The following is a 23,079-nucleotide window of genomic DNA, read 5'->3' on the forward strand; positions in this document are numbered from 1 at the left end:
GCACTCTAGCAACGGTGCTCAGAACTGAGAACCGGCGTCTCCCACGAACACACATTCGCACGTCACACCAAGATAAAATCACCAGGAGAGTACCCATGCGCGTACACATCGCAACCGACCACGCTGGCCTCGAACTGAGCCACTATCTGATCGAGTCCCTCACCGCTGCGGGCTACGAAATGATTGATCATGGCCCCGCCGACTACGACCCGCTGGATGACTACCCCTCGTTCTGTATTAACGCAGCCCTTGGCGTGAAGCGCGACCGCGAGAGCGGCCTGGACTCCCTGGGTATCGTGCTCGGCGGTAGCGGCAACGGCGAACAGATGGCTGCGAACAAGGTTGAGGGTATCCGTGCGGCTCTGGCATGGAACCATGACACCGCGGCACTGGCTCGCGAGCACAACAACGCACAGGTCGTTGCTGTGGGCGGCCGCCAGCACACCAAGGAAGAAGCACTGGAAATCATCAAGGTCTTCCTGGCTACCCCCTGGACCAACGAAGAGCGTCACGCACGCCGTATCGGTCAGCTGGCTGAGTACGAGCAGACCGGCGACATTGCCGGCAAGCAGATTGACGCTGCCTAAGCTCTAAAATCTGAGGCGTATAGTGCAGGCTATACGCCTCAGTTATTTCTGCACCCCATATAATCCACACTATTTCTAACCAGCAAGTTTTCGAGGAGAACCCGTGCCCGAAGGCCACTCCATCCACCGTATCGCCCGCCAGATTAGCGACGTCTTCACCGGCGAGCACGTGCAGGTTTCCTCCCCGCAGGGCCGCTACGCTGAGGGTGCTGCCCTGCTGGACGGGCACACCATCACCGGTGCATACGCGCACGGTAAGCACCTGTTCGTGACTTTCGACAATGACCTGACCCTGAATGTGCACCTGGGCATTTACGGTAACTGGAGCTTCGGCGGAGACGAAACGTTCACGGGTGCTTCGAGCATCGGTGCGCCCCGCAAGATTGGCGAAAAAGAATACGCCGCGGGGGAGGGAGAGCCCTACGCCGGTCCTCCCGAGCCGAAGAGTACGGTGCGTTGCCGTATTGTTTCCGAACACGGCTGGGCGGATCTGGTGGGCCCGACTATCTGCCGCACCCTTACGCCGGATGAGGTGCGCACCGTCCGCTCTAAGCTTGGCCCCGACCCGCTCAACCCGGATGCCGATCCCGAACATTTCTACCGCGCCGCACGTAAGAGCTCCCGCCCGATCGGTGTGATTCTGATGGATCAGGCAGCAATCTCCGGCGTGGGCAATATCTTCCGCGCCGAATCGCTCTACCGCCAGGAAATTGACCCGCTACGCCCCGGCAAGAGCCTTAGCGACGAGGAGCTGAAGCGACTCTGGGAAGACAATAAGCATCTGCTGGTCATCGGCGTGCGCGTGGGCCGCATCATCACCACCGAACCAAAAGACCGCCCCGGCATACCCGAAACCGAAGCCTGGCCCGAGCACGCCAACTACGTGTACATGCACCACGGCGAACCTTGCCGTCGCTGCGGAACCACCATCCGTATGGAAGAAATCGCCGGCCGCAAACTCTACTGGTGCCCCGGCTGCCAGGTCTAAAAACTACTCATACATTTGCTCATATATTTGACAGCCCAGATGGAACCTCGCTACTATAGTCAAGTTCCATTCCGGGGATGTAGCTTAATGGTAAAGCCTCAGTCTTCCAAACTGATTACGCGGGTTCGATTCCCGTCATCCCCTCCACTTCAAAGGCTCCGGCGTAAGCGCCGGGGCCTTTTTCGTTGCGGGATGACGGGAATCCCTTCCGCATGCGGATTTGTTTCCTCGCGCGCTCGGAATCCGCATGCTCCAGCTCGTCATCCCCTCACCGCGCATCCACACAAAACACCCTACAAAACCAAGGAAGACAGAAGAGTACGCGCTGAGTGGAAATAATTTGCGCACGAGCCGCTGTGTTGGGCATTTAGCAGGAAAACAGGTAAACTAGAGCACTGATTGTGTTATGCATGTATATGTTTAGCATGGTCAGTTTCACGGGGCGTGGCGTAGCTTGGCTAACGCGCCTGCTTTGGGAGCAGGAGATCGCAGGTTCGAATCCTGTCGCCCCGACGTGAAACGAGCGCCGCGACATCGTATCGTGTCGCGGCGCTCTTTCCAGTAAGCAACCGCGGCACACACGATTCGTGCCGCACCGAAACGATATGAGGAGATCACGGACGTGAAGACCGCCGTCGAGAAGCTCAACCCGACCCTCGCAAAGATTGAGGTCGAGGTTCCCTTCGCAGAATTCAAGCCCTACCTGGACCGCACCTACAAGAACCTCGCAGGCCAGATCAGCGTTCCCGGCTTCCGCAAGGGTAAGCTGCCCAAGCAGCTCATCGAGCAGCGTGCGGGCTTCGACTACATCGTCGAGGCATCCCTGAACGACGCTCTGAACGACTACTACGCACAGGCACTGGGCGAGAACGAACTCTCCCCCCTGGCACAGCCCGAGCTGGACGTTCAGTCCCAGCCCTCCACCGAGAACCGTGAGGCAGACGTCAAGCTGACCATTACCGTCACCGTCCGCCCCGAAATCGAGCTGCCCAACTACGAGGGCCTCGAGATTGAGGTTGACGAGGTAGAGGTCACCGCTGAGGACGAGGTTCAGGCACTGGACGCTCTGCGTGAGCGCTTCGGCACGCTGAAGACCGTTGAGCGCCCCGCAGCTGACAAGGATTTCGTGACCATCGACATCACCGCAGAAATCGACGGCGAGCAGGTAGACGCAGCAAACGACCTGTCCTACCAGATCGGTTCCGGTACCATGCTTGACGGCATCGACGAGGCTCTGACCGGCCTGTCTGCTGGCGAGGACGCAACCTTCGAGACCAAGCTCTCCGGTGGCGAGCACGCAGGCGAGCAGGCAGTCATTAAGGTCAAGCTCTCGGCAGTTAAGGAGCGCGAGCTGCCCGCAGCTGACGACGAGTTCGCACAGCTGGCTTCCGAGTTCGACACCATCGACGAGCTGAAGGAAGACATCAAAAAGCAGGTTGCAGAAGCTAAGGTTGCCGAGCAGGGCACCCAGGCACGCGACAAGGTCCTCGCAAAGCTCGTTGAGCTCGTTGAGATCCCCGTCCCCGAGAAGGTTATCGAAGACCAGCTCGAGCAGCACTTCAACAGCCCCAACGCTGAAGCAGCTCACGATACCGAGGAGCACCGCGCCGAGGTTCGCGAGAACACCGAGACCGCATTCAAGAACGAGATGGTTCTCGACGCTGTTGCGGACAAGGAAGAAGTGACCGTTGACCAGGCTGAGATGATCAACTACATCATCACCATGAGCTCCCAGTACGGCATGGACCCCAACCAGTTCGCACAGATGCTGGATGGCTCCGGCCAGGCTGGCGCACTGGTCGGCGAGGTTCGCCGCTCCAAGGCTCTGGCAACTGTGCTGAAGACCGCAGTGGTCAAGGACACCAAGGGCAACGTTGTTGACCTGTCCAAGTACCTGGGTGAGGGCGAAGAGGCAGCTGCCTAAATCCCGCCATGGTCTGCAAGAAGCCACCCCGCTAGAGGGCGTGAGCTGATTGGTTGAAACGTGTAGCCTCAGCGGGCATCCACCGAGTTACCGGTTGGGTGCCCGCTGAGGCTCTTTTCACTCCCCAATCTATTCCACCCCAAGTTTTTGCCTATGCTTCACCCCCTGGCGAACGAACAACGTGCAGAGAAGCGGGGGAGAGCAACTATCGGTAAGGTAGTAGCAACGAAACTTTTCGCGTGCGCTCCGGCGCGTAAATCGCGCAAAGACGCAGCGAAGACCCATTAGAGAAGAAGAGGAAGAATGCCCAGCTACATGCCTCTGCCCATCGGCGCCTCCCAGGCAGCCGGCGTGGCGCCCGCGCCGTCTATGGCAACCCCCATCGTTGGTGCCCAGGAAGATTACGTCTACAACAGCCTCCTGAAGGAGCGTATTATCTGGCTCGGCTCCGAGGTGCGCGACTCCAACGCTAACCTCATCTGCTCCCAGATGCTGCTGCTCTCGGCTGAAGACCCCGAGGCAGACATCTACCTGTACATCAACTCTCCCGGCGGTTCTGTAACCGCCGGCATGGCTATCTACGACACCATGCAGCTCATCCCGAACGACGTGGTGACCGTGGTGACCGGTATGGCAGCATCCATGGGTCAGTTCCTGCTCACTGCAGGCACCATCGGTAAGCGCTACGCAACCCCGAACGCCCGCATCCTCATGCACCAGCCCCTCGGTGGCATTGGCGGTACCGCATCGGATATCCGCACCCAGGCTGAGCTGATTCTGGACATGAAGAAGCGCCTGGCAGAGATCACCGCTGGGCGCACCGGCAAGAGCCTGGAAACCATCCTGAAGGATAACGACCGCGACAACTGGTTTAACGCCGAAGAAGGCCTGGAATACGGCTTCTTCGACCACATTGCCACCACCGCCGGTAAGCTGCCCGAATCGAAGAACGCATAAGGGAGATGCACATGAAATACCTGCCGAACGATATCACCACCTCGGCGCCGGCTATGCCGAGCAACCGCTATGTGCTCCCCAGCTTCGAGGAGCGCACCCCCTACGGTTACAAGCGTCAGGACCCGTACGCAAAGCTGTTCGAGGACCGCATCATTTTCCTGGGCACCCAGGTGGATGACGCATCCGCTGACGACATCATGGCTCAGCTGCTGGTGCTGGAGGCACAGGACCCCGAGCGTGACATCACCCTGTACATCAACTCGCCCGGCGGCTCCTTCACCGCAATGACCGCCATCTACGACACCATGCAGTTCATCCGCCCCGAAATCCAGACCGTATGCCTGGGCCAGGCGGCATCCGCTGCGGCGGTTCTGCTGGCTGCCGGTACCCCCGGCAAGCGTCTGGCACTGCCGAACGCTCGCGTGCTGATTCACCAGCCCGCGCTGAGCGGCCAGCAGGGCGGTCAGGCATCTGACATTGAGATTCACGCAAACGAGGTTATGCGTATGCGTGAGTGGACTGCACAGACCCTGGCACTGCACTCGGGCAAGACCTACGAGGAAGTTGACCGATCCATTGAGCGTGACAACATTCTGACTGCGGCTGCTGCCCTGGAGTACGGCCTGGTCGATAAGGTGCTGGAGTCTCGTAAGCTACGTAAGCCTGCGACCAACACTGCTATTTCCCACACCTAAACTTTAGTTTTGAGGAATATCCCCGAGCATTTTTTAGGGGAGGGGCGGCATCGTGCCGTGTGCGAGCCTTCGGGCTGGTGCGCGGTGTGGTGCCGCCCTTTTTGTGTCCGCTGATTTGTGCCCGCCGGGTGGGGTGCGGCGAGACCAGCTGACAGGTGGCGTTGGCCTGCGCTTTCTTGTAAGGTTTTGCGATCTGCCAGGCTTTAGCCTCTGCCGGGTTGTCGCGTCACATGCCGGAGTATCAGCCCCCGCCGCCGTCATAAAAGACGCGCTTTGTCATATGCCCGGTAAGTCCGTGCATTTGCGGTGCGTAATTCTTGGTTCCGGGGTGAACTCCGGTAGCCTTAGAGAAGGAGAAAATTCGAGTATTTCATATCGTTTTCTCACTCAAACTAAGGCACCCACTACCCGCCGGTGCACCTCCTGAGAAATCACCGCAGATATCAGGTCACCGACCCTTCTGTACCGATTTCACCACGCCGATTGAAAGGGAATTTTCGTGGCCACAGACATCATTGTGCCTCCCGAACAGCCCAACGCCAGCATGCGATGCTCATTCTGCAAGAAGACTCGCGCGCAGGTTTTCAAGATTGTGCTCGGCCCGAACGTTTCCATCTGCGACGAATGCGTGGAGCTGTGCGAAGAGATTCTCGCTGAAGAGCGTCTGAAAGTCAAAGCCCCCGCAGCTGCCCCCGCGGCTCAGCTGGCTACTCCGCGCGAAATTTACAGCTACCTCAACGACTACGTCATCGGTCAGGACGCGGCGAAACGCACCCTGGCGGTGGCGGTGTACAACCACTACAAGCGCATCCACGATATTGATAACCCAGTACTGACTTCCCGCATTCTTTCGGCGACCGCGGGGGAGCAGGTGGAGCTGGGCAAGTCGAATATTCTGATGCTCGGCCCGACCGGTTGCGGTAAAACCTACCTGGCGGCAACCCTGGCGAAGAAGCTGGATGTGCCCTTCGCCCTGGTCGACGCAACCACTCTCACCGAGGCGGGCTACGTGGGTGACGACGTGGAGAACATTCTGCTGCGCCTTATTAACGCTGCTGACGGTGATATTGCCAAGGCTCAGCGCGGCATTATTTATATTGACGAGATAGACAAGATTGCCCGCAAGGGTGGCGAGAACCTCTCCATCACCCGTGACGTGTCCGGTGAAGGCGTGCAGCAGGCGCTGCTGAAGATTATTGAGGGCACCGTGGCGACCGTACCGCCGGAGGGCGGACGCAAGCACCCCGCGCACGCAAACATTGAGATTGATACCTCAAACATTCTCTTCATCGTGGCTGGTGCCTTCGACAATATTGACGACCGCATCGCAGCCCGCGTGGGTGCCGGCGGTATCGGTTTCGGTGCTGAACTGGGCGGTTCCGTGAAGAACCCGCTGGACCAGATCATGCCCGAGGACCTGGCGCACTACGGCATCATCCCCGAGCTGATTGGCCGTCTGCCGGTTATCTCGACCCTGAGCGAGCTCAATGAAGAAGAGCTGGCTCGCGTGCTGACCGAACCGAAGAACGCACTGCTCAAGCAGTACCGTCACCTCTTCGCCCTGGACGGAGTAGAACTCATTATTGATGACGCAGCAGTCGAGGCTATTGCGCGCCTCGCTGCCGAGCGCGGTACTGGTGCCCGCGGCCTGCGCTCCATGATGGAGCAGATTCTGCAACCGATTATGTTTGACATCCCGGACCGTACCGATGTGGTATCTATCGTCATTGGTGAGGACACCGTGCTCAATGGCACGGAACCCCACTACGTGCTACAGGCGCCCGACCCTGAAGCCGAGGCCACCCGCACCGTGAAGGGGGGAGCGAAGACCGCCTCCCTGAAAGATGCGGACCGTCAGGCAGCATAACCGAATACTTCCAGCCGATAAGGCTAGGGAATAAAGAAGCCGTCGCCCTGGTTGTATGGGGTGACGGCTCACTAGCAGGTACCGCTCTCATTGACATGTCCTGAAGAGCATATGTTGAAGAGCATGTACCCAAGAATAAGCGCCGGCTCATAGAAGCGGCTGGCGTAATCATATGAGAGAGGAACACTCATGGCTGAGAACGCACCCGCACAGGTTGATTTTTGGTTTGACCCGATTTGCCCCTGGTGCTGGATTACCTCCCGTTGGATTGGTGAGGTGCAGAAGGTCCGCGACGTTGAGGTGACCTGGCGCCCCTTCTCCCTGTCCATGCACAACCAGGGTCGCGAGCTGCCCGCTGACTACCAGACAATGATGGACCAGTCCTGGGCGCCGACCCGCCTTATCACCGCTGTGCGGGAGCTGCACGGCAACAAGGTCATCAAGCCCCTCTACGACGCTCTGGGTGAGCAGATTCACCACAATAGCAACAAGGCTGATTCCTACCGCGACGCAATCGTCAAGGCACTGGAGGAGGTCAACCTGCCCGTAGAGCTGGCAGATGTCGCCTTCACCGATCAGTACGATGAGCAGATGCGCGCTTCCTTGAACCTGGCGCTGGAGACCGTGGGCGGCACCGATGTTGGTGTTCCGCTGATCTCTATCAACGGCACCGCTTTCTTCGGCCCGGTCATCTCCCCGAGCCCTGCCGGTGAAGAGGCAGGTAAGCTCTTCGACGGCGCCCTGGCGCTGGCTTCCTACCCCGGCTTCTTTGAGCTCAAGCGCCCCCGTAACGTGGGCCCGATTTTCCACGGCGAAATCGGCGAAGCCTAAGAATCCTGCACTGCGCTGAGGCTCGTTAGAGTCTGCGGCTGCAGAGCATAAAAGTACCGCCCGGTTACTGACCGGGCGGTATTTTTCTATTCACTATGTTGCCCTGAAGCGTGCACTCTACGCGCGGTGAGTGCGGCTTGCAGAGGTACCCCTGCGAGCCTTCTGCGCTTTCTGTGCCTTGTGCTGAGCCCTGTGCTCGAGCACCTTCGGGTGCGTTGCGCGCTGCACGATCTTCGTATCACGCATATGGAAGGTGCGGGTTGCCGTGTACTGGACTGCCGCATCCGAGGTGAAAGCTAGCATCGCGAACACGGCAACGCCCAACTGGAAGAAAATCGTGGACAGCATTAGGGACTGGCGCCCCAACAGCACGCCGCCGGTAATCGCCGTGAAGTTCAGAGCCGTTAATAGTAGAGCCAGTCGGCGAGCCTTCGACGAGCCTCGCAAGGTGCTCCACAGTAGGAACAGGTGCACCGCCGAATAAATCGCTACGAAACCAACCAGCACCGTACTGGTAATGGTCAGCAGTACGTCGCTATCCATCTGATCGAAAAGGCTTAACAACTCAACATCGTTGCCGGAGCCTTCCTCCAGCAACTTGGCGCGCATTGCCGGGCGGCTGAGCGCCAGAATGATGCTATTGATAATGTCTGCGAGCGTCACGGCGATGAGCATACCCGAACCGACCAGCAGACTCAGCGGCATGCGGTACGCCAGGTCGTGCGCGCTGGAGAGGTGAATTTCTTCCTGCTCCTGCGGCTCCAGGCCCTCGTTGTTCAGCACGATGACCGGGAGCGCGCCGTCCGTGCGGATTGCGTCACCGCCACCGTTACGGGCGTGGTACCCGGAGGAAAAATCGTGCAGAATCTCAACGTGAGTTTCCGGGTGAGCGTACTGAATGGACTCCACAATGTAGTCGCGTTCAAAGTCGGTTTCAGCGTCAATGCGGTGCGTGACCTGCAGGGTGAAGAAGCTGAAACCCACGCCGGAGTCGTACGTGCCCGCTGCCAACCAATCCACCTGGTGACCGCCCGGCAGCAACCAGCCGTCCGGGGTTTTCCAGAAGCGCACATGGTGGCGTTTCTCGGGGTTGCCGTCCACTTCCTTCTGATAGGCGAAAGCCTGTGTCTTGCCAAAAATTTTCAGCGGGGATACGGGCGCCTCCGCGTAGGAGCGGCGGGTGATGGTGGAAAGAATAATCTTCCAGGAAGAGACGAGGGTAACGTCGTCAGCGCGAGTCCAGCCGGCGTCCTGCATGACCTGGTGAATCTGCTCCTCGGTACCAATCAGACCGATATTGACCGGGTCACCAAGCAGGCCGTCCGGGGTGCGGGTACGGCCAATAAAGTAGTCGGGTACGTAGATGCGGGTCATGATGGCGTGAAAACGCGGTAGCGTCAGGTATGCGGTGACCGCCCAGAAAATGAAGGCGATGGGGAAACCCCAAAAAGAGTGGCCGACCGTATTCGCCAGAATCATGAAGGTCAGCACGAGAGCCGCGATGCCTGCGAAGATGAAGAACAGAATATCCCAAAAATTGACCCACAAGCTGCGCGGGACGAGGTCTTGAGCTGAGCCGCGTGTGTCAATATCGCCACGGTAGACCGGTGGAGAGGTAACTGGGGGAGCAACGTCACTACGTATAGGCCGCAGGACGCGTTTTTGGTGGGGCATTCCCGCCCTTTCTGCAAAACATAGTTAGGGTCTTTGAATATCCATAACTATAGCAAGGGACGGGTTGTGTGAAGTATGCATTCCGGGCAGGGCTTAATTGCTTGGCTTGATTGCCCCGCCCCAGAAAAACGCGGTACCAACGCGAAAGTGCTAGTGTTGCCGCACGAAAGAGAATATGGGGTGGTCCTACTTGGGGGGGGGCTTAGTCTCAACCGCGGCACGTGCGGCGGTGATGGAGCTTTCGTGGTGTAGCATATCGCAGTTTTCGCGCATGAAGTGCACCCACTTGCGGGTCAGGCCTCAAGCTGCTGAGTGCTTAAAGAACCGGAGGCGATGCTCGCCTCATCGGTGGCGGCGCTGGTGGAGATGTGTTGATGCCAGAGATCATACACTTCGTTGGTGCAGCTGGCGTGTAGAGCCTGGGCAGACTTATGCGCCTGCCGAAGTTGAATATTCCATGGTCTAACGGACCTAAACCCAACCCCAGAAAATAGAAAACTAACATACAGAGGCACAGAAGACGGGGCAGTACCGTCAATCGGTACCGCCCCGTCTTCAACGCTCAAACAGCGTCATAAATTTAAACGAAGAACGCTTAAAATTTGGCAAAATTACTCAGCTGCTTCTTCCACAACGAGCACAACATCGCGAACCTCCAGCTCACCCTCAGCTGCCACCAGGGACAGCTCACGAGCGTTACCGGCAGCCTTCAAGTCAGCCATGCCAGCGGCAATGCGATCCAGCTGAGCCTGCGGAGCCGCAATAGTTGCGGACTCCACCTCGGTGCGCTGCTTAACCTTCGCGTCGCTCTTAGCCTTACGCAGGCCACCCAGAGCCTCAGCAACATCCGGCAGAATCTGCTTCAGCGACTCAATCTGAGCCGGGTCAGCATCCGCCAGGACCCACTGGGCAGAAATGCCGGCAGTCGGGTTCTGTGCAGAGTACTCAGCCAGCAGGGTACCTTCCAGAATGGGCAGTGCCTGCGGCCACTCGGCGCGGTGCACGCTATCTGCACGCCACCAGGACCAAATCTCTTCGGTCACGAACGGCAGGAAGGGCGCGAACAAGCGCAGCAGAGCATCCAGGGTGGTTGCCAGCGCAGCCAGAACAGAAGCCTGCTCCTCCTCGCCGCGAGCACCGTACGCACGGTCCTTAATCAGCTCAACGAAGTCGTCGGTGAAGGACCAGAAGAAGCTCTCGCAAATCTGCAGGGCACGAGCGTACTCGTACTTCTCGAATGCGGCGGTTGCTTCCTCAATCAGGTACGCCAAGCGAGCCAGCAGGGAACGGTCCAGAGCGTTGATCAGCACACGACCCTGAGCCTGAGAAGTAATCACGGACTTCTCGGTAGCGCCCAGGTTCAGCACGAACTTGGATGCGTTCAGCAGCTTGATAGCAAGACGGCGGCCAATCTTCATCTGGCCTTCGTCGTAGGCGGTGTCAGCACCCAGGCGAGCGGAAGCAGCCCAGTAGCGTACAGCGTCCGAACCGTACTTCTCCAGAACCTCGTTCGGGACCACAACGTTGCCCTTAGACTTGGACATCTTCTTGCGGTCCGGGTCAAGGATCCATCCGGAAAGCGCGGTGTTGTACCAGGGCACGGAGGAAGCCAGGGTCTCCGCGCGAACAGCGGTGGAGAACAGCCAGGTACGGATAATGTCGTGACCCTGCGGGCGCAGATCCATGGGGAAGGTCTTCGCATGCAGGTCCGGGTTCACGCCCCAGCCGGTCGCAATCTGCGGGGTCAGGGAGGAAGTAGCCCAGGTGTCCAGAACGTCCGGGTCAGCGATGAAGCCACCCGCTACGCCGCGCTGGTCCTCGGTGTAACCGGGAGCAGCCTGAGATGCGGGGTCAACCGGCAGCATCTCTTCGGTCGGCAGAATCGGGTTCTCGTAGTCCGGCTCGCCCTCAGCGTCCAGCGGGTACCAGACGGGGAAGGGAACGCCGAAGAAACGCTGGCGAGAAATCAGCCAGTCGCCGTTCAGACCCTCAACCCAGTTCTCGTAGCGGCTACGCATGAAGGAGGGGAACCAGTTCATCTCACGGCCGCGCTCGATGAGATTCTCGCGGCGTGCCGCGTCACGGCCACCGTTGCGGATGTACCACTGACGGGAAGCAACGATTTCGAGGGGCTTGTCACCCTTCTCGTAGAACTTCACGGGGTGGGTAATCGGCTTGGGGTCGCCGTCCATTTCGCCAGCCTCAGCCAGCATCTCCACGACGGTCTTCTGCGCGGTGAAGACAGTGGTGCCTGCCATGCGTTCGTAGCGCTCGCGACCCTCGGCGGAGGTAATCCACTCGGGGGTTTCACGGGAGAAACGGCCATCGCGACCGATGAGGGCGCGGGTGTCCAGCTGCAGTTCACGCCACCAGGTGACGTCGGTGGTGTCACCGAAGGTACAGATCATGGCGATACCGGCACCCTTATCCGGCTGTGCCAGCGGGTGCGCCTTAATCTCGACCTCAACGCCAAACAGCGGGGAGGTGACGGTGGTGCCGAACAGCGGCTTGTAACGCTCATCGTCCGGGTGTGCCACGAGAGCCACACAGGAGGGCAGCAGCTCGGGGCGGGTGGTCTCAATCCAGACCTTCTCACCGTTGGGGCGGTGGAAGCTGATGCGATGGTACGCGCCGGGGCGTTCCTTGTCTTCCAGCTCAGCCTGTGCCACTGCGGTGCGGAAGGTGACGTCCCACATGGTCGGTGCTTCTGCCATGTAGGCGTTGCCTGCTTCCAGATCCTTCAGGAAGGCGAGCTGGGAGACCTTGCGGGAGTGCGCGTCGATGGTGCGGTAGGTGCGCGACCAGTCAACGGACAGACCCAGGGTGGTGAAGAGGTTTTCGAAGACCTTCTCGTCTTCAACCGCGAGCTCTTCACAGAGTTCAATGAAGTTGTTGCGGGAGATACGCGGCCACTTTGCCTGGCTGCGGTCAGGCTTGGGGGTACCGTCTGCCTTCCAAGTGATCAGGTCACGGAAGGAGTCGTTGTCTGCCACCGAGGGGTCGCAGAGAACGCCGTAGTAGTTCTGAACACGGCGTTCGGTGGGCAGGCCGTTGTCATCCCAGCCGAGCGGGTAGAACACGTTCTTGCCGGTCATGCGCTGGTATCGTGCAATGACGTCGGTCTGGGTGTAGGAGAACATGTGACCCACGTGCAGGGAGCCAGATGCGGTCGGCGGCGGGGTGTCAATGGAGTAGACCTGTTCGCGAGTGGTGTTCTCGTCGAATGCGTAGGTTTTCTCGTCGGTCCAGCGCTGCGAGAGCTTCTCTTCGAGGCCTTCCAGGGCGGGGCGGTCGGGAACGTTAATCTGTACGGGCGAGTCTGAGCCCAAAATGTTTTCAGCCATAACGGCTATTTTCTCATATTCACGGCATTCTCTCAGCCCCAGGGGAATTCCGCGCTGCGCTGTGCTGTTCGTACCGCTCGAGGGCGGCTTCTAGACGCGCCAGGAGGTGCCGGTACCGGCGCGCAAATTGTGCCCTGCGTGCTGCGGCACGTATCCCGCTGGAGGCGGTGAGTTCTTGCCAACTGGCGGGGTCGAGGTAGCTCTGCCCGAGTAGCAGGTGAACCTCAGAACTGTAGGGGGTTCCGGTGGCGGCACGGATGCTGTGTGCTCTCTGCTGTAGGGTGCGGCGTTGCTCGTGTAGCGCGGTGATGCGCTCGTGCGGTATTGCTGTCATGGAAGTTCCCTATATGAGGAGTATGCGGTATGAGGAGTAACCGGGGGATTCAACGGTAAACTCAGCGGAAAATGGCGAGGGGGAGAGAACCCCCCTATTATCTACCCTCGATTACCAGCAGTGTAGGCGCGAAAATCTTGAGTATCAACAGCAGGTGAATCCTTCTCAGTAGCGCGGAGGCGGCGTAGACTGAAAGTACATGACCTTCGAGGAGTTGCCAATGAGTTCTCTGAGTATTTTTGGTTTGGGTACGCCTGAAACTGTTTTGCTGATACTGCACCTGGTGCTGGTTGCGTTGTGCGTCTGGCATTTGGCTGTGTGTAGCGGTTACGGTGAGGCGCGTATGCGTTTCGTACTGCCTCTGATTGTGTTCATGCCCGGTGCCGCGATTCTTTATCTGATGTCGGCGCGTGAAGGTACAGTCCCTCCGGACACCATCAGGACCGGTAGTAGCTCGCCCGTCTATTTTGAGCACCGCCTTGGGTTCCGTGACGGCGGCAGGAGCCGTTGGGGGTTGCCTCGCCGCCGCAAGTAGTAGGTGTGACAGTGCCTGTACCGTTCGTCCTGAATAGTGGCATTGTCGGCATCTATCTCGCTATCGAACATTTCAAAATATATGCCCGCGGGTCTGCTCGAACAGAGCACCCGCGGGCATCGCTCTACTAGGATTAAAGTATGACTGAGAACACCCACATTCCTGTATCTCCTTTCCTGCCCAATACCGGTGTTGGCAAAGTTGCCGTGGTGACCGGCGCCTCCAGTGGTATTGGGCGAGCTACGGTGCATCAGCTGGTGGCTAGCGGATGGACTGTTTATGCAGTGGCGCGGCGTACTGACCGCCTCTACACGCTTTACACCGAGACTGGTGCACATCCGGTTACGTGTGATGTGACCGACGAGCATTCCGTACGCTTCGTTGCCGAGCAGATTTTGGAAGAGCAGGGCACTATTGATGCCCTGCTCAATATTGCTGGTGGTGCTATTGGTGTGGACAAGGTCGCAGAGGGTAAGCCTGATGATTATCTGAAGATGTACCAGATGAATGTGCTCGGTATTCTGCATATGGTGCGTGCTTTCGCGGAGGCACTGCGGCAGAATGGCTACGGCACGATTCTGAATCTGACCTCCACTGCTGCTGAGCACGGCTACGAGGGTGGCGCCGGATATAACGCGGCGAAGTTCGGCGCTCGCAGCCTGACGGAGGCGCTGCGCTTGGAAGAGGCAGAGCATAATGTGCGCGTGATTGAGATCTGCCCGGGCATGGTGCGTACCGAGGAATTCTCCCTGAATCGTCTGGGTTCTAAGGAGGCGGCTGAGCGTGTTTATGCCGGAGTCGAGAAACCTTTGACTGCCGAGGATGTGGCGCAGACTGTGACCTTTGCGTTAAACGTTCCGCACCACGTGAACCTCGACCGTATTACTATTCGCCCGGTGGCGCAGCCCAGCCAGTTCAAGGTGATTCGCAAAGAGAGCTAAGTTTTGTGATCTTGCGTCCGCTGATGCGGGGGTTTTATATTTGCCTCGCCTGCATTCCTGATTCTTAGGATGCGGGCGAGGCTTTTTGTTCGTGTGCGCGGGAGGTCTGCGGCTTGTATGGAGCTTTGGTTGGGGTGCTACGCGGGGTGGGAAAGAGTGGGGGAGAGATGTCCAAGAGTACTTAATAGAACCATAAAGTGGTACATGAGACTTATGGTTCACTATGGTGAAATAGTTGGGGTGAAATTATTCATGGAAAGTATCCTAATTTCCTAAAATGCAATCAAAGTGTAAGGTCGTCGGCGCTCATATGTCAGTATATGACCGGAAAACACCACAATTGGTCTGTAATAACCCTCAACTTAAGAGATGGTTTTATAACGATTTCATTACAGTTACTTAAAGTGGATATTAAAAGAGTAGAAGACTCAGAGTCGGGTGTTAGCCTTTTAGCAATCACACCCATATGTGAATCTGTGCGTCCCTCAATGACGGAGGCGCGCCGCTTAGGTTCACCATCGATAATTCAGAGATCGAGGAAAAATGTCGAAGACTACCCGTCGCGTTTACAAGATTGCAGCTGCGGCAGCTTTTACCGCTGGATCTGTAGCAGCAATCCCGGCAACCTTTGCGGCAGAAGCACCCGCCGATCAGCAGCAGGTTGTTGATCAGAAGGCATCTTCTCAGACTTCTTCCCTGCCCGGCGGCAACGCAACCGAGACTCCCAAGGCAGAGGCTCCTAAGACCGAGGCAACTGAGGCTCCCAAGGCTGAGACTCATGCCCCCACCACTCCGGCAACCCCCGAGCCGACCAGTCCCGACACCCCGGCTCCCGAGGTGAAGCAGGCTGACCCCTCCATCGTTATTGAGGATGCTCGCTTCCCCGCTGATGCACAGCTGAACACTGTGAACATTGTTGGCGCAGGCTTCTACGGCGAGAAGGTTGGCCCCGGTGTGCAGGTCAGCATCTACGCACTGGATGCAGACAACCAGATCACCGGCGAGGCTCTTGCTACCGTTGTGGTACCCGCAGACCAGATTCAGGATGGCACCTTCAAAGGTTCCATCACCGTTGAAACAAGCAAGCTGCCCGCCGGCGCATCCTACGCACTGTCTGCTGTAAGCAACCCGCAGAGTCAGCCCGATCAGAGGCTCGTAGCTATCTCCTCCTTCAAGGTTACTGAGAGCGTTACCCACGCACCGGAGACCCCCAAGGAAGAAACTCCTGCACCCGTGACCCCGGCACCCGAGGCACCCAAGGAAGAGACCCCCGTTCCTGTAACTCCCACACCGGAAGCTCCCAAGGAAGAGGCCCCGGCACCCGAGGCACCCAAGGATGAGACTCCCGCACCCGAGGCACCCAAGGAAGAGACCCCCGCGCCCGAGGCACCCGCGGTACCCGAGAACGCAACCCTCACCACTGAGGATGCTTCCCTAGATCCAAACGACCAGTACAACGTTCTGACCTTCAACGGCTCCGGCTTCACCCACGAGTCCGTCGCTAACGGTGTCCAGATCGCGATCTTCCGCTTGGATGCAAGCGGCAACATCACCGGTGAGGCTCTGGCAACCCACGATGTGCCTGCTTCTGAAATCGTGAACGGCACCTTCCGTGTCAAGGTTGGCGTTCTTGCTGAACTGCTGCAGCCCGGTTACGCATACGCAATGGTGGCAACCAGCGACCCCAATGGTCTGGTTCACCAGGTTGCAGTCACCACCGCTACTGTGAGCGATGCGAACAACCCAGCACCGACCCTGCCGGCAGCAACCGAGGATGACAATACCACTGTTCGTGATAACGGCGACGGTACCACCAGCGTCTTCACCGCTGAAATGCGCGAAGACGGTTCGGTTGTCGTAACCGAGACCCGCATGCCCACTTCTCAGGCACCCAAGGCTAAGGTTGGCAACGCTTCTGCTGCTACCTCCTCTAGCTCCAAGGGTCACACCGTAGGCTTCTCCGGCACTAAGGGTTCGACTTCGACCTCTTCTTCGGCTTCCTCGAAGCCGCAGCTGGCTAACACCGGTGCTGAAGGTGTTGCAGGTATCGCAGGCGTTGGCGCTGCAACTCTGATTGCTGGTGCCGCACTGATGCTCCTGCGCCGCCGCAGCCTCTAATAGCTTAGGCTTTAATAGCCCAGGCTCTAAACATCTGATGCTCACCGCGAGGTGTGTGAAGTAAGTGCCGCTAATACTTTAGACAGAGTGTTAGTGGCACTTTTGCGTATCTGTGTTTTTTCTTTCCCGTGCTTTCTGTGCCTGGATGCTTGGGGGAGGGGGCGTGTCGGTTGAGGGGTTGGCTTGTTGCGCTCAATGGTGAGGGGGATTCTATCAGGAGTATCGGTCTGTACTCTTTGTGAAACAATGTAGGAAAAGTGGCATGACCTGCTATTTTTTCACTTAAAATAAATAAATTAAATGCATTAAAGCACAGAATATTTTTATTGCAAATCCATTAATCTACATATATATGCAATAAAACTTTGACTCTCAAGGTGGAGCTGAAAAGCTTTATCTAGTCTATGTATTTTGAGTGCTCTTGATGGAGTTCTGAAAGATAAAAAATATGCTATGTGGTTTATTGCACAGTAAAATACTTGGGAGGTAAAGCATATTTACCACAATAAATAAAAAAGTATTGTTAGTGTGGAATTACCGATAAATAGAGCAATTCCCTTCATGATCGTACCCGCAGCTCATCTGATTGTCTCAAAAGAATGATGAAGGCAACTTGGAGCTGAGCATACACCAGTGCCTCAATGTTGAGCAGCCGTACATGGCGGAAATTGAGAATCTGAGCAACAGTGAGACTGTCTCGATTGAGTTTACGCCCAAGCCTGGTGTAACAGTCGACGAGATTATGGCTAGCTGCCAGAACATTTTTCCCGGACACCACCGGAGTTCCCCGCGCCGTAAAGGTGGAGGCGCGGCTTGAGGCTCAGCGTTCTGCTCGTGCGGATTACTGCGCAGTCTCGAAGCTCTGTGGCGGATACTTCTGTGCAGGCTCCTGAGACGATGATTATGTCTGGTCATGCACGCTATTGCCCGGCTGTACTGTGGTGAACCTGCTGGGTTATCAGTCTTCGGAGTCTGAAACGGTGAATGTTGCTTCTCCTCAGGAGAGTGTGGGTGCTGTTGATCTGGGTAGTTTTTATGATCGTAGTTCGAAGTTGCGTGGTGATTCTTCCGGTTCGAAGCTGAAGGCGAGCGCTCATGATAACGGCACGCTGCTGGAGAGTACGTTGCTGTTGAATATTGCCCTGCTGGGTTGGTGGCTTTTGTGGGTAGTGCTGTGGCGGTGAATGTGCATCGTCGTCGACTTGAAGGTGCTGAAGAGCTGGGTGCGGAGTAGTTTAGCGTATCTGTTTCTTGGTGCTGTGAGGCGTGGCTCTCTCTAGGGGAGTTGTTGAGGGGGAGAGGCTCTGCCGGGTGCCTGCGTGTTCGGTAGGGTACCTTCTGTGAGCCCTACTGCGATTTCTAGCGGCGATTCTACCGTAAATAGTGCTGCGGGCGGCAACAAGGTCCGCGGTATCCGTTCCGATACTGCTATGGCGCCGGGAACTCGGGACGCCATGATTTCTGTTCCTCGCTCCTCGCGCTCTTCGAGCCCTGAATCTTCTTCGGCTCTGGGGTACCGTACTGGGCAGGCCTATGTTGTGCAGGCAACCCCTGAGTCTGATTTGCCGTCCGGTAATGATTCGGCGGCACAGTCTCGTCGCGCCGCGATTTTGAATGGCTCCTCGTCGAAGGTGCGCACTGAGTCGGGGTCACCGAATGGTCTGAAGGCGACGGAGGCGCAAATTACTCGCGGAGTTGAGAAGTCCTCGCCCCTGTTGCCGATTTTGGTGATTTTGGGTGGCGGTCTGATTCTTGGCACCCTGGGTGTGTCACGTTTTAACTCTTTGAAGCGAGACTAGGTGAAACGAGGCTAGGGGAGTAGAAGCCGTCTTAGCGCTCTACCTGGCGGAGTGTAGCCGTCGGCGTGCGAGGGTATTTAGGTGATGCGGTATATTTCGCGCGCTGCCACAAAACGGTTTCTTGGAATCTGATGTTGAGAAATGCTCACACTATCGATATATTAAGCCTGTCCTAACAATGTCGATAGCATGGATACACACCAATGAAGATTTTCACATCTGGCACCCGCCTCTCCAAGGGAGCCTGCGCCCTCGCCGTCGCCGGCGCTGTTACCCTGCCTCTGGCACCGGTTCTCGCTGAGAACATTAATGTCGCTGCCCAGAACGTTGCCGCACAGAACGTCGCTGCAGGCGACCAGGCAACTGCTGGCGCGTCCTTCGGATGGGGCGTACGCGCCTCCTTCCTGTCCTACAATGGTATGCCCCGCGAAATGACCGACGGTGCAGCCTGGGACGCAACCGCAAAGCAGTTCACCTTCACCCCGACCTCCACCACCGTCTCTGAAGACGGCAAGCAGGTCACTCTGAATGCTGCAGGCCGCCTCTGGTTCACCGGCCACTGCGCTGAAGGTCAGGACCCCGAAACCGGCTGTGCCCTGAACCTTACCTTCTCCAACCCCCGTGTGGAACTGAACCTCGCTGACGGCACCGGCTCTCTCTACATGACCGTGCGCACCAAGAACTACGCCAGCGGCAAGTTCGAGGGCCCTCAGGAAGTCAAGATGGCTACCCTGAGCACCGGCACCGCCAAGCAGAGCGAGAAGGACGGCGTGGTCAGCATCAGCGGCATCTCCGCGAACCTGACCGCCGACGGTAACCATGCCTTCTCCGACTTCTACAACGAAGGCGCTAGCCTCGACCCGCTGAGCATCTCCTACACCGGTAGCGCAGCCAACACCCCCAAGAGCGCCTACAGCGTCGCCGAGTCTTACAACACCGGCGCGGGCGTGAGCCAGCCCCAGAACACCGCACGTCTGGGTCAGAACCACATCGTGCACGTGGCACCCCCGAGCTTCGGCGGCGACACCACCTACACCGTGCTGACCAGCTCCAACTTGAAGATGACCGACACCGGCGTCCTGAAGGCAAATAAGGGCGTTTTCGCTGTGGATACTGACGGCAACCGCATGCTCGTCATCGGCAGCGAGACCAACAAGCCCGAGCTGTACACCGTGACCGCGGAGGGTAAGCTCGTCTCCTCCGGTATCTATTCCAACGCAGAGCTCGGCGCCAACACCGTCAAGGCAATCGGCTACAACCCCGCCAATAACACCTGGGGTATCGTTAGCATTGACGGTCAGGGCGGCGGCAAGCTGACCATTATCGACGCATCCGGCAAGGCAACCTCGCAGGCTCTGCCGAAGCCCGACTCTATCGACCCGCAGGTTGTGAAAGCCTACTCGCTCGACGAGTACTACGGTGATTCGTTCTCCACCAACACCGTGACCCTCGCACCGCTGCCCGACGGCAGCTTCGTTTACGCGCCGTCGACCTCCATCTACGACGCGGCTGGCGAAAAGGTGGTTCAGAAGGGCCACCTGCTGCACCTGAGCAGCAACGGCGTGTCCCTGGTGCCGAACTCCTCGCCCGAGGGCTACACCACCACCCTGTCCTCGACCCTGGTCAGCCCCAAGGGTTATATTTACCGTTGGAACAACTGGTACGGCGGTAAGGTGCAGATCCTCAAGTACGAGAACGGCACTTTCAGCGTGGTCCGCGAGTCCGCAACCCTTGAGGGCTTCGAGAAGACTGAGGTCGCCACCATGTTCCTGACCCGCGCGGGTAACGTGGTTGTGGTGGACGCCTCCGGCTCCCGCCTGGTGTTCATGGATGACACCCTGAACAAGGTGAACGAGGTGGTGCTCTCCTCGATGCGCAAGACCGACAAGAGCGGCGGCTACAACGCTCTCGAACTGCCCAACGGCGATATTATCTACCCGTCCAGCTTCGAGAACCCGAATACCTACGAGGATCAGTTGTGGCTGAACCGTCTGGCAGCAAACTCGGCACCGGAACCGGCCCCAGCACCCGAGCCGACCAAGGCACCGGAACCGACCAAGTCTGCTGAGCCTACCGTTGAACCCACTGTGGAGCCTTCTGCAACCGCTAAGCCGACCGTGGAGCCTTCTGCAACCGCTAAGCCGACCGTGGAGCCTTCTGCAACCGCTAAGCCTAGCGTGACCGCAGAACCCACCGCAGTGCCTTCGGAGGAGCCCACCTCGCCGTCTCTGCCGACCGAGTCCGTGGTGCCTTCTGTTGCGCCGAGCGCTTCTGTAACCCCGAGCGCTTCTGTAACCCCGAGCGCATCGGTGAGCGCATCCCCGACCTCGGTTCCGAGCGTTCCCGCCGTGACCCCCTCAGCGAGCGAGTCCGCATCGGCGTCCGCTAGTGCGTCCGCTTCTTCGAGTGTTTCCGCGAGCGCATCGAGTTCCGCAAGCAGCTCCAGCAGTGCATCGGCGACCGCTTCGGCGAGCGAGTCGGCATCTTCGAGTGCTTCCACTTCTGCGAGCGCTTCCGCTTCTGAGAGCAGCACCGCCGACCAGAACGCTGCCGGCTACAAGGGTGGCTCCGACGGTGGTTCTGATGCGGGTTCCGGAGCATCCGACAACTTGGGTGTGAGCGGCTCCAATGGCGGTTCCTCTAACGGCGGTTCCTCCCTCGGTGGTGGTTCTTCCGCAGGTGGCTCCTCGACCTCCGGTAGCTCCTCCTCGAAGCTAGCGCAGACCGGCGCATCCGGCGCTATGTTTGCCGCAGCAGCTGGTGCTATCACCCTGGCGGTAGGTACCGCACTGGTTGTGGCACGCCGCCGCAAGAGCTAATATTTAGCTTTCGTGCAACACCCCGCTTCGTCACTCGTGTTCATGAGTGGGGAAGCGGGGTGTTCCTTTCATACAATGGAAGTATGACTATTCTGAATGTAATCGCCACCTCGCACGGCACCGACTCGGCCGCCGGTCGCGAGGCTATTACGCTGATTCGTGAGCAGATCAAGTTCCTGCTCGCGCAGCGTAATGACGGCGTGGAATACCGTATCCATGCCGCATATGTGGATGTGGAATCTCCCAGCGTTGATGATGCCGCAGCCTCTCTACCCAATGATGAGCCCTGCGTGATTGTGCCGATTCTGCTGTCGACCGGCTTTCACACTCAGGTGGATTTGCGCCGTGCCGCGCGTAATAGCGGCATTGAGCGTATCGGCATTGGTGAGTCGCTGGGTCCGGATCCTCGCCTTGCCGCTTTGACTCGCACCCGCCTGGAGGAGGTCGGCTGGGCTCCCGGTGATGGCCCTGTGGTGCAGGGCGCGGCTGGTTCTTCCCGCGCTGATGGTCGCGCGGATATGAGCCGTGCCGCTGAGCTGCTGGCTGAGGAACTGAATACTCCGGTGCATCACGGCTTCGTTGCCTCTATCGATCCGAAGTTCCACGAGGTGGTTGCTGAGCATCAGCCTAAGTTTGCTGCAACCTACCTTCTGGCGGAGGGGTTCTTCTCCGGTAAGATGCGCCGTGATGCTGAGTCGACCGGTGTGCCGGTGAAGGTTGCCGCGCCGCTGGTGAACGCGCAGGGTGGTGCTTCTGCTGCCGTGGTGGCGGAGTGCTTTATTGACCGCATGGATGCGGCTATTGCGCAGCTGGACGCTGCCTAGATGACTTAAAATCAGGTTAGTGCGCTCGCTGTTCACTCACCTGATGAGGCGGCTTCTAAAAATCCGTACAAAAAACCTCGGGACGTTATGTTCCCGAGGTTTTTTGTGTTGCTGTTTTTGAGAGCCGTAGGCGGCTGAGTGCTTAGGCGGTCTTGAGGTAGACGTCGCCGTCACGGACCTCTACGGGGTAGACCTTGATGGAGTAGGAGGGATCAGAGAGGCACTCACCGGTGGTCAGATCGTAGACTTCCTTGTAGAGGGGGGAGGTAATGGTGGGGTTTCCGTTCTTCTCGCCGACGATACCGCGTGCGAGGACCAGTGCCTGGCTGTGCGGGTCGAGGTGGTCACTGGAGAAGATGCCGTGCTTGGTCTTGTAGATGGCGTACTGGTAGCCGTCGACCAGGGCGACTTCACCCCAGTTTTCTTCGAGTTCAGATTCGGCGCAGATGCGTACCCAATTCTCAGCCATGGGGGTTCCTTTCGAAGCGGTGGTCTGCGCCGCGCGGGGTGCAGGACACAATAGCGGTTCGTGTGTTCTTTGTTTGGAGTTTACCTTATGAAACCCACATTTGGAAATGGGGCACGCGGAGGGTGCTAAAGGTTATTTTTACCCTAAAACTCAAGCCCTATTTTTTGTAGATTAGCCTTACCTAAATTAACTGCCGTTAAGATAGGAGTGCCCCATTCTAGCCCGGTATTCCGCGGAATTTTTGGAAAATTTTCCCAAAGAATGCCAAATTTCAGTGTCTGAGGCACCTGAGAACGTGTACGATAAAAGTCGTAGTTAAAAACGCCTTTTGACTGTCTGAAGAAAGCAACACAATCCCACATAAAAGTGTTTC

At 58.0% G+C, this 23,079-nt stretch carries 17 protein-coding genes and 2 tRNA genes; 16 read left to right on the plus strand and 3 right to left on the minus strand.

Annotated elements, in window-relative coordinates; translation table 11 throughout:
* The first annotated feature begins 95 nt into the window (after window positions 1-95).
* From ACUXHH_RS03795 to ACUXHH_RS03835, 9 genes are all read left to right on the plus strand, one after another.
* Complete coding sequence (locus ACUXHH_RS03795) at window positions 96-587, plus strand: ribose-5-phosphate isomerase (protein WP_314079192.1); 492 nt, start codon at window positions 96-98, stop codon at window positions 585-587.
* 103 nt (window positions 588-690) lie between these two features.
* The gene (locus ACUXHH_RS03800) at window positions 691-1,575 is read left to right on the plus strand and encodes an Fpg/Nei family DNA glycosylase (RefSeq protein ID WP_371568337.1); all 885 of its coding nucleotides are present in this window, start codon (window positions 691-693) and stop codon (window positions 1,573-1,575) included.
* Between the two features lie 73 nt (window positions 1,576-1,648).
* Window positions 1,649-1,722, plus strand: a tRNA-Gly gene (locus ACUXHH_RS03805).
* Window positions 1,723-2,013: 291 nt separating this feature from the next.
* Window positions 2,014-2,088, plus strand: a tRNA-Pro gene (locus ACUXHH_RS03810).
* A 109-nt stretch (window positions 2,089-2,197) separates the two neighbouring features.
* Window positions 2,198-3,499 (plus strand): trigger factor, encoded by a 1,302-nt coding sequence (gene tig, locus ACUXHH_RS03815; protein WP_279740149.1) that lies wholly within the window; start codon window positions 2,198-2,200, stop codon window positions 3,497-3,499.
* Between the two features lie 303 nt (window positions 3,500-3,802).
* Window positions 3,803-4,456 carry an ATP-dependent Clp protease proteolytic subunit gene (locus ACUXHH_RS03820; RefSeq protein ID WP_458390851.1) on the plus strand — a complete coding sequence of 218 codons (654 nt, stop codon included), beginning with the start codon at window positions 3,803-3,805 and terminating at the stop codon, window positions 4,454-4,456.
* A 5-nt stretch (window positions 4,457-4,461) separates the two neighbouring features.
* On the plus strand, window positions 4,462-5,151 hold the full coding sequence (locus ACUXHH_RS03825; RefSeq protein WP_458390852.1) for an ATP-dependent Clp protease proteolytic subunit: 690 nt from the start codon (window positions 4,462-4,464) through the stop codon (window positions 5,149-5,151).
* A gap of 499 nt (window positions 5,152-5,650) precedes the next feature.
* Entirely contained in the window at window positions 5,651-7,018 is a 1,368-nt protein-coding gene (gene clpX, locus ACUXHH_RS03830; protein WP_458390853.1) for an ATP-dependent Clp protease ATP-binding subunit ClpX, read from the plus strand.
* Window positions 7,019-7,207: 189 nt separating this feature from the next.
* Window positions 7,208-7,849: a DsbA family oxidoreductase gene (locus ACUXHH_RS03835; RefSeq protein ID WP_458390854.1), complete on the plus strand. Its 642-nt coding sequence runs from the start codon at window positions 7,208-7,210 to the stop codon at window positions 7,847-7,849.
* Between the two features lie 117 nt (window positions 7,850-7,966).
* Here ACUXHH_RS03835 and ACUXHH_RS03840 read toward each other — a convergent pair whose 3' ends face one another.
* Complete coding sequence (locus ACUXHH_RS03840) at window positions 7,967-9,523, minus strand: LssY C-terminal domain-containing protein (RefSeq protein ID WP_458390855.1); 1,557 nt, start codon at window positions 9,521-9,523, stop codon at window positions 7,967-7,969.
* 611 nt (window positions 9,524-10,134) lie between these two features.
* Complete coding sequence (valS, locus tag ACUXHH_RS03845; RefSeq protein WP_458390856.1) at window positions 10,135-12,867, minus strand: valine--tRNA ligase; 2,733 nt, start codon at window positions 12,865-12,867, stop codon at window positions 10,135-10,137.
* A 554-nt stretch (window positions 12,868-13,421) separates the two neighbouring features.
* Between valS and ACUXHH_RS03850 the strand changes: the two genes are divergently transcribed.
* The 7 genes from ACUXHH_RS03850 (at window position 13,422) to ACUXHH_RS03880 (ending at window position 22,237) form a co-directional block, all read left to right on the plus strand.
* Window positions 13,422-13,736: a penicillin-binding protein gene (locus tag ACUXHH_RS03850; protein WP_371568680.1), complete on the plus strand. Its 315-nt coding sequence runs from the start codon at window positions 13,422-13,424 to the stop codon at window positions 13,734-13,736.
* A 140-nt stretch (window positions 13,737-13,876) separates the two neighbouring features.
* On the plus strand, window positions 13,877-14,677 hold the full coding sequence (locus ACUXHH_RS03855; protein WP_458390857.1) for an SDR family oxidoreductase: 801 nt from the start codon (window positions 13,877-13,879) through the stop codon (window positions 14,675-14,677).
* A gap of 543 nt (window positions 14,678-15,220) precedes the next feature.
* Window positions 15,221-16,795 (plus strand): LPXTG cell wall anchor domain-containing protein, encoded by a 1,575-nt coding sequence (locus ACUXHH_RS03860; protein WP_458390858.1) that lies wholly within the window; start codon window positions 15,221-15,223, stop codon window positions 16,793-16,795.
* A 923-nt stretch (window positions 16,796-17,718) separates the two neighbouring features.
* Window positions 17,719-17,979, plus strand: coding sequence for a hypothetical protein (locus ACUXHH_RS03865; protein WP_458390859.1), 261 nt, complete (start codon window positions 17,719-17,721; stop codon window positions 17,977-17,979).
* A gap of 156 nt (window positions 17,980-18,135) precedes the next feature.
* Window positions 18,136-18,594, plus strand: coding sequence for a hypothetical protein (locus ACUXHH_RS03870; RefSeq protein ID WP_458390860.1), 459 nt, complete (start codon window positions 18,136-18,138; stop codon window positions 18,592-18,594).
* A gap of 203 nt (window positions 18,595-18,797) precedes the next feature.
* Window positions 18,798-21,413: an HtaA domain-containing protein gene (locus ACUXHH_RS03875; RefSeq protein WP_458390861.1), complete on the plus strand. Its 2,616-nt coding sequence runs from the start codon at window positions 18,798-18,800 to the stop codon at window positions 21,411-21,413.
* Window positions 21,414-21,496: 83 nt separating this feature from the next.
* Entirely contained in the window at window positions 21,497-22,237 is a 741-nt protein-coding gene (locus ACUXHH_RS03880) for a sirohydrochlorin chelatase (protein WP_279740125.1), read from the plus strand.
* Window positions 22,238-22,379: 142 nt separating this feature from the next.
* On the opposite strand, the gene nirD is transcribed toward ACUXHH_RS03880, so the two are convergent.
* Window positions 22,380-22,706, minus strand: a complete 327-nt coding sequence (nirD, locus tag ACUXHH_RS03885) for a nitrite reductase small subunit NirD (RefSeq protein ID WP_279788961.1) — start codon at window positions 22,704-22,706, stop codon at window positions 22,380-22,382.
* Between the last annotated feature and the right edge of the window lie 373 nt (window positions 22,707-23,079).

The organism is Rothia sp. 110740021-2, assembly GCF_054263775.1.

Excerpts from the sequence above, each read along its gene's own strand:
- ACUXHH_RS03795 (WP_314079192.1), top strand. The coding sequence starts at position 96 with ATGCGCGTACACATCGCAACCGACCACGCTGGCCTCGAACTGAGCCAC.
- ACUXHH_RS03820 (WP_458390851.1), top strand. The coding sequence starts at position 3,803 with ATGCCCAGCTACATGCCTCTGCCCATCGGCGCCTCCCAGGCAGCCGGC.
- ACUXHH_RS03825 (WP_458390852.1), top strand. The coding sequence starts at position 4,462 with ATGCACATGAAATACCTGCCGAACGATATCACCACCTCGGCGCCGGCT.
- ACUXHH_RS03835 (WP_458390854.1), top strand. The coding sequence starts at position 7,208 with ATGGCTGAGAACGCACCCGCACAGGTTGATTTTTGGTTTGACCCGATT.
- ACUXHH_RS03840 (WP_458390855.1), bottom strand. The coding sequence starts at position 9,523 with ATGCCCCACCAAAAACGCGTCCTGCGGCCTATACGTAGTGACGTTGCT.
- valS (WP_458390856.1), bottom strand. The coding sequence starts at position 12,867 with ATGGCTGAAAACATTTTGGGCTCAGACTCGCCCGTACAGATTAACGTT.
- ACUXHH_RS03850 (WP_371568680.1), top strand. The coding sequence starts at position 13,422 with ATGAGTTCTCTGAGTATTTTTGGTTTGGGTACGCCTGAAACTGTTTTG.
- ACUXHH_RS03855 (WP_458390857.1), top strand. The coding sequence starts at position 13,877 with ATGACTGAGAACACCCACATTCCTGTATCTCCTTTCCTGCCCAATACC.
- ACUXHH_RS03860 (WP_458390858.1), top strand. The coding sequence starts at position 15,221 with ATGTCGAAGACTACCCGTCGCGTTTACAAGATTGCAGCTGCGGCAGCT.
- ACUXHH_RS03875 (WP_458390861.1), top strand. The coding sequence starts at position 18,798 with ATGAAGATTTTCACATCTGGCACCCGCCTCTCCAAGGGAGCCTGCGCC.
- ACUXHH_RS03880 (WP_279740125.1), top strand. The coding sequence starts at position 21,497 with ATGACTATTCTGAATGTAATCGCCACCTCGCACGGCACCGACTCGGCC.
- nirD (WP_279788961.1), bottom strand. The coding sequence starts at position 22,706 with ATGGCTGAGAATTGGGTACGCATCTGCGCCGAATCTGAACTCGAAGAA.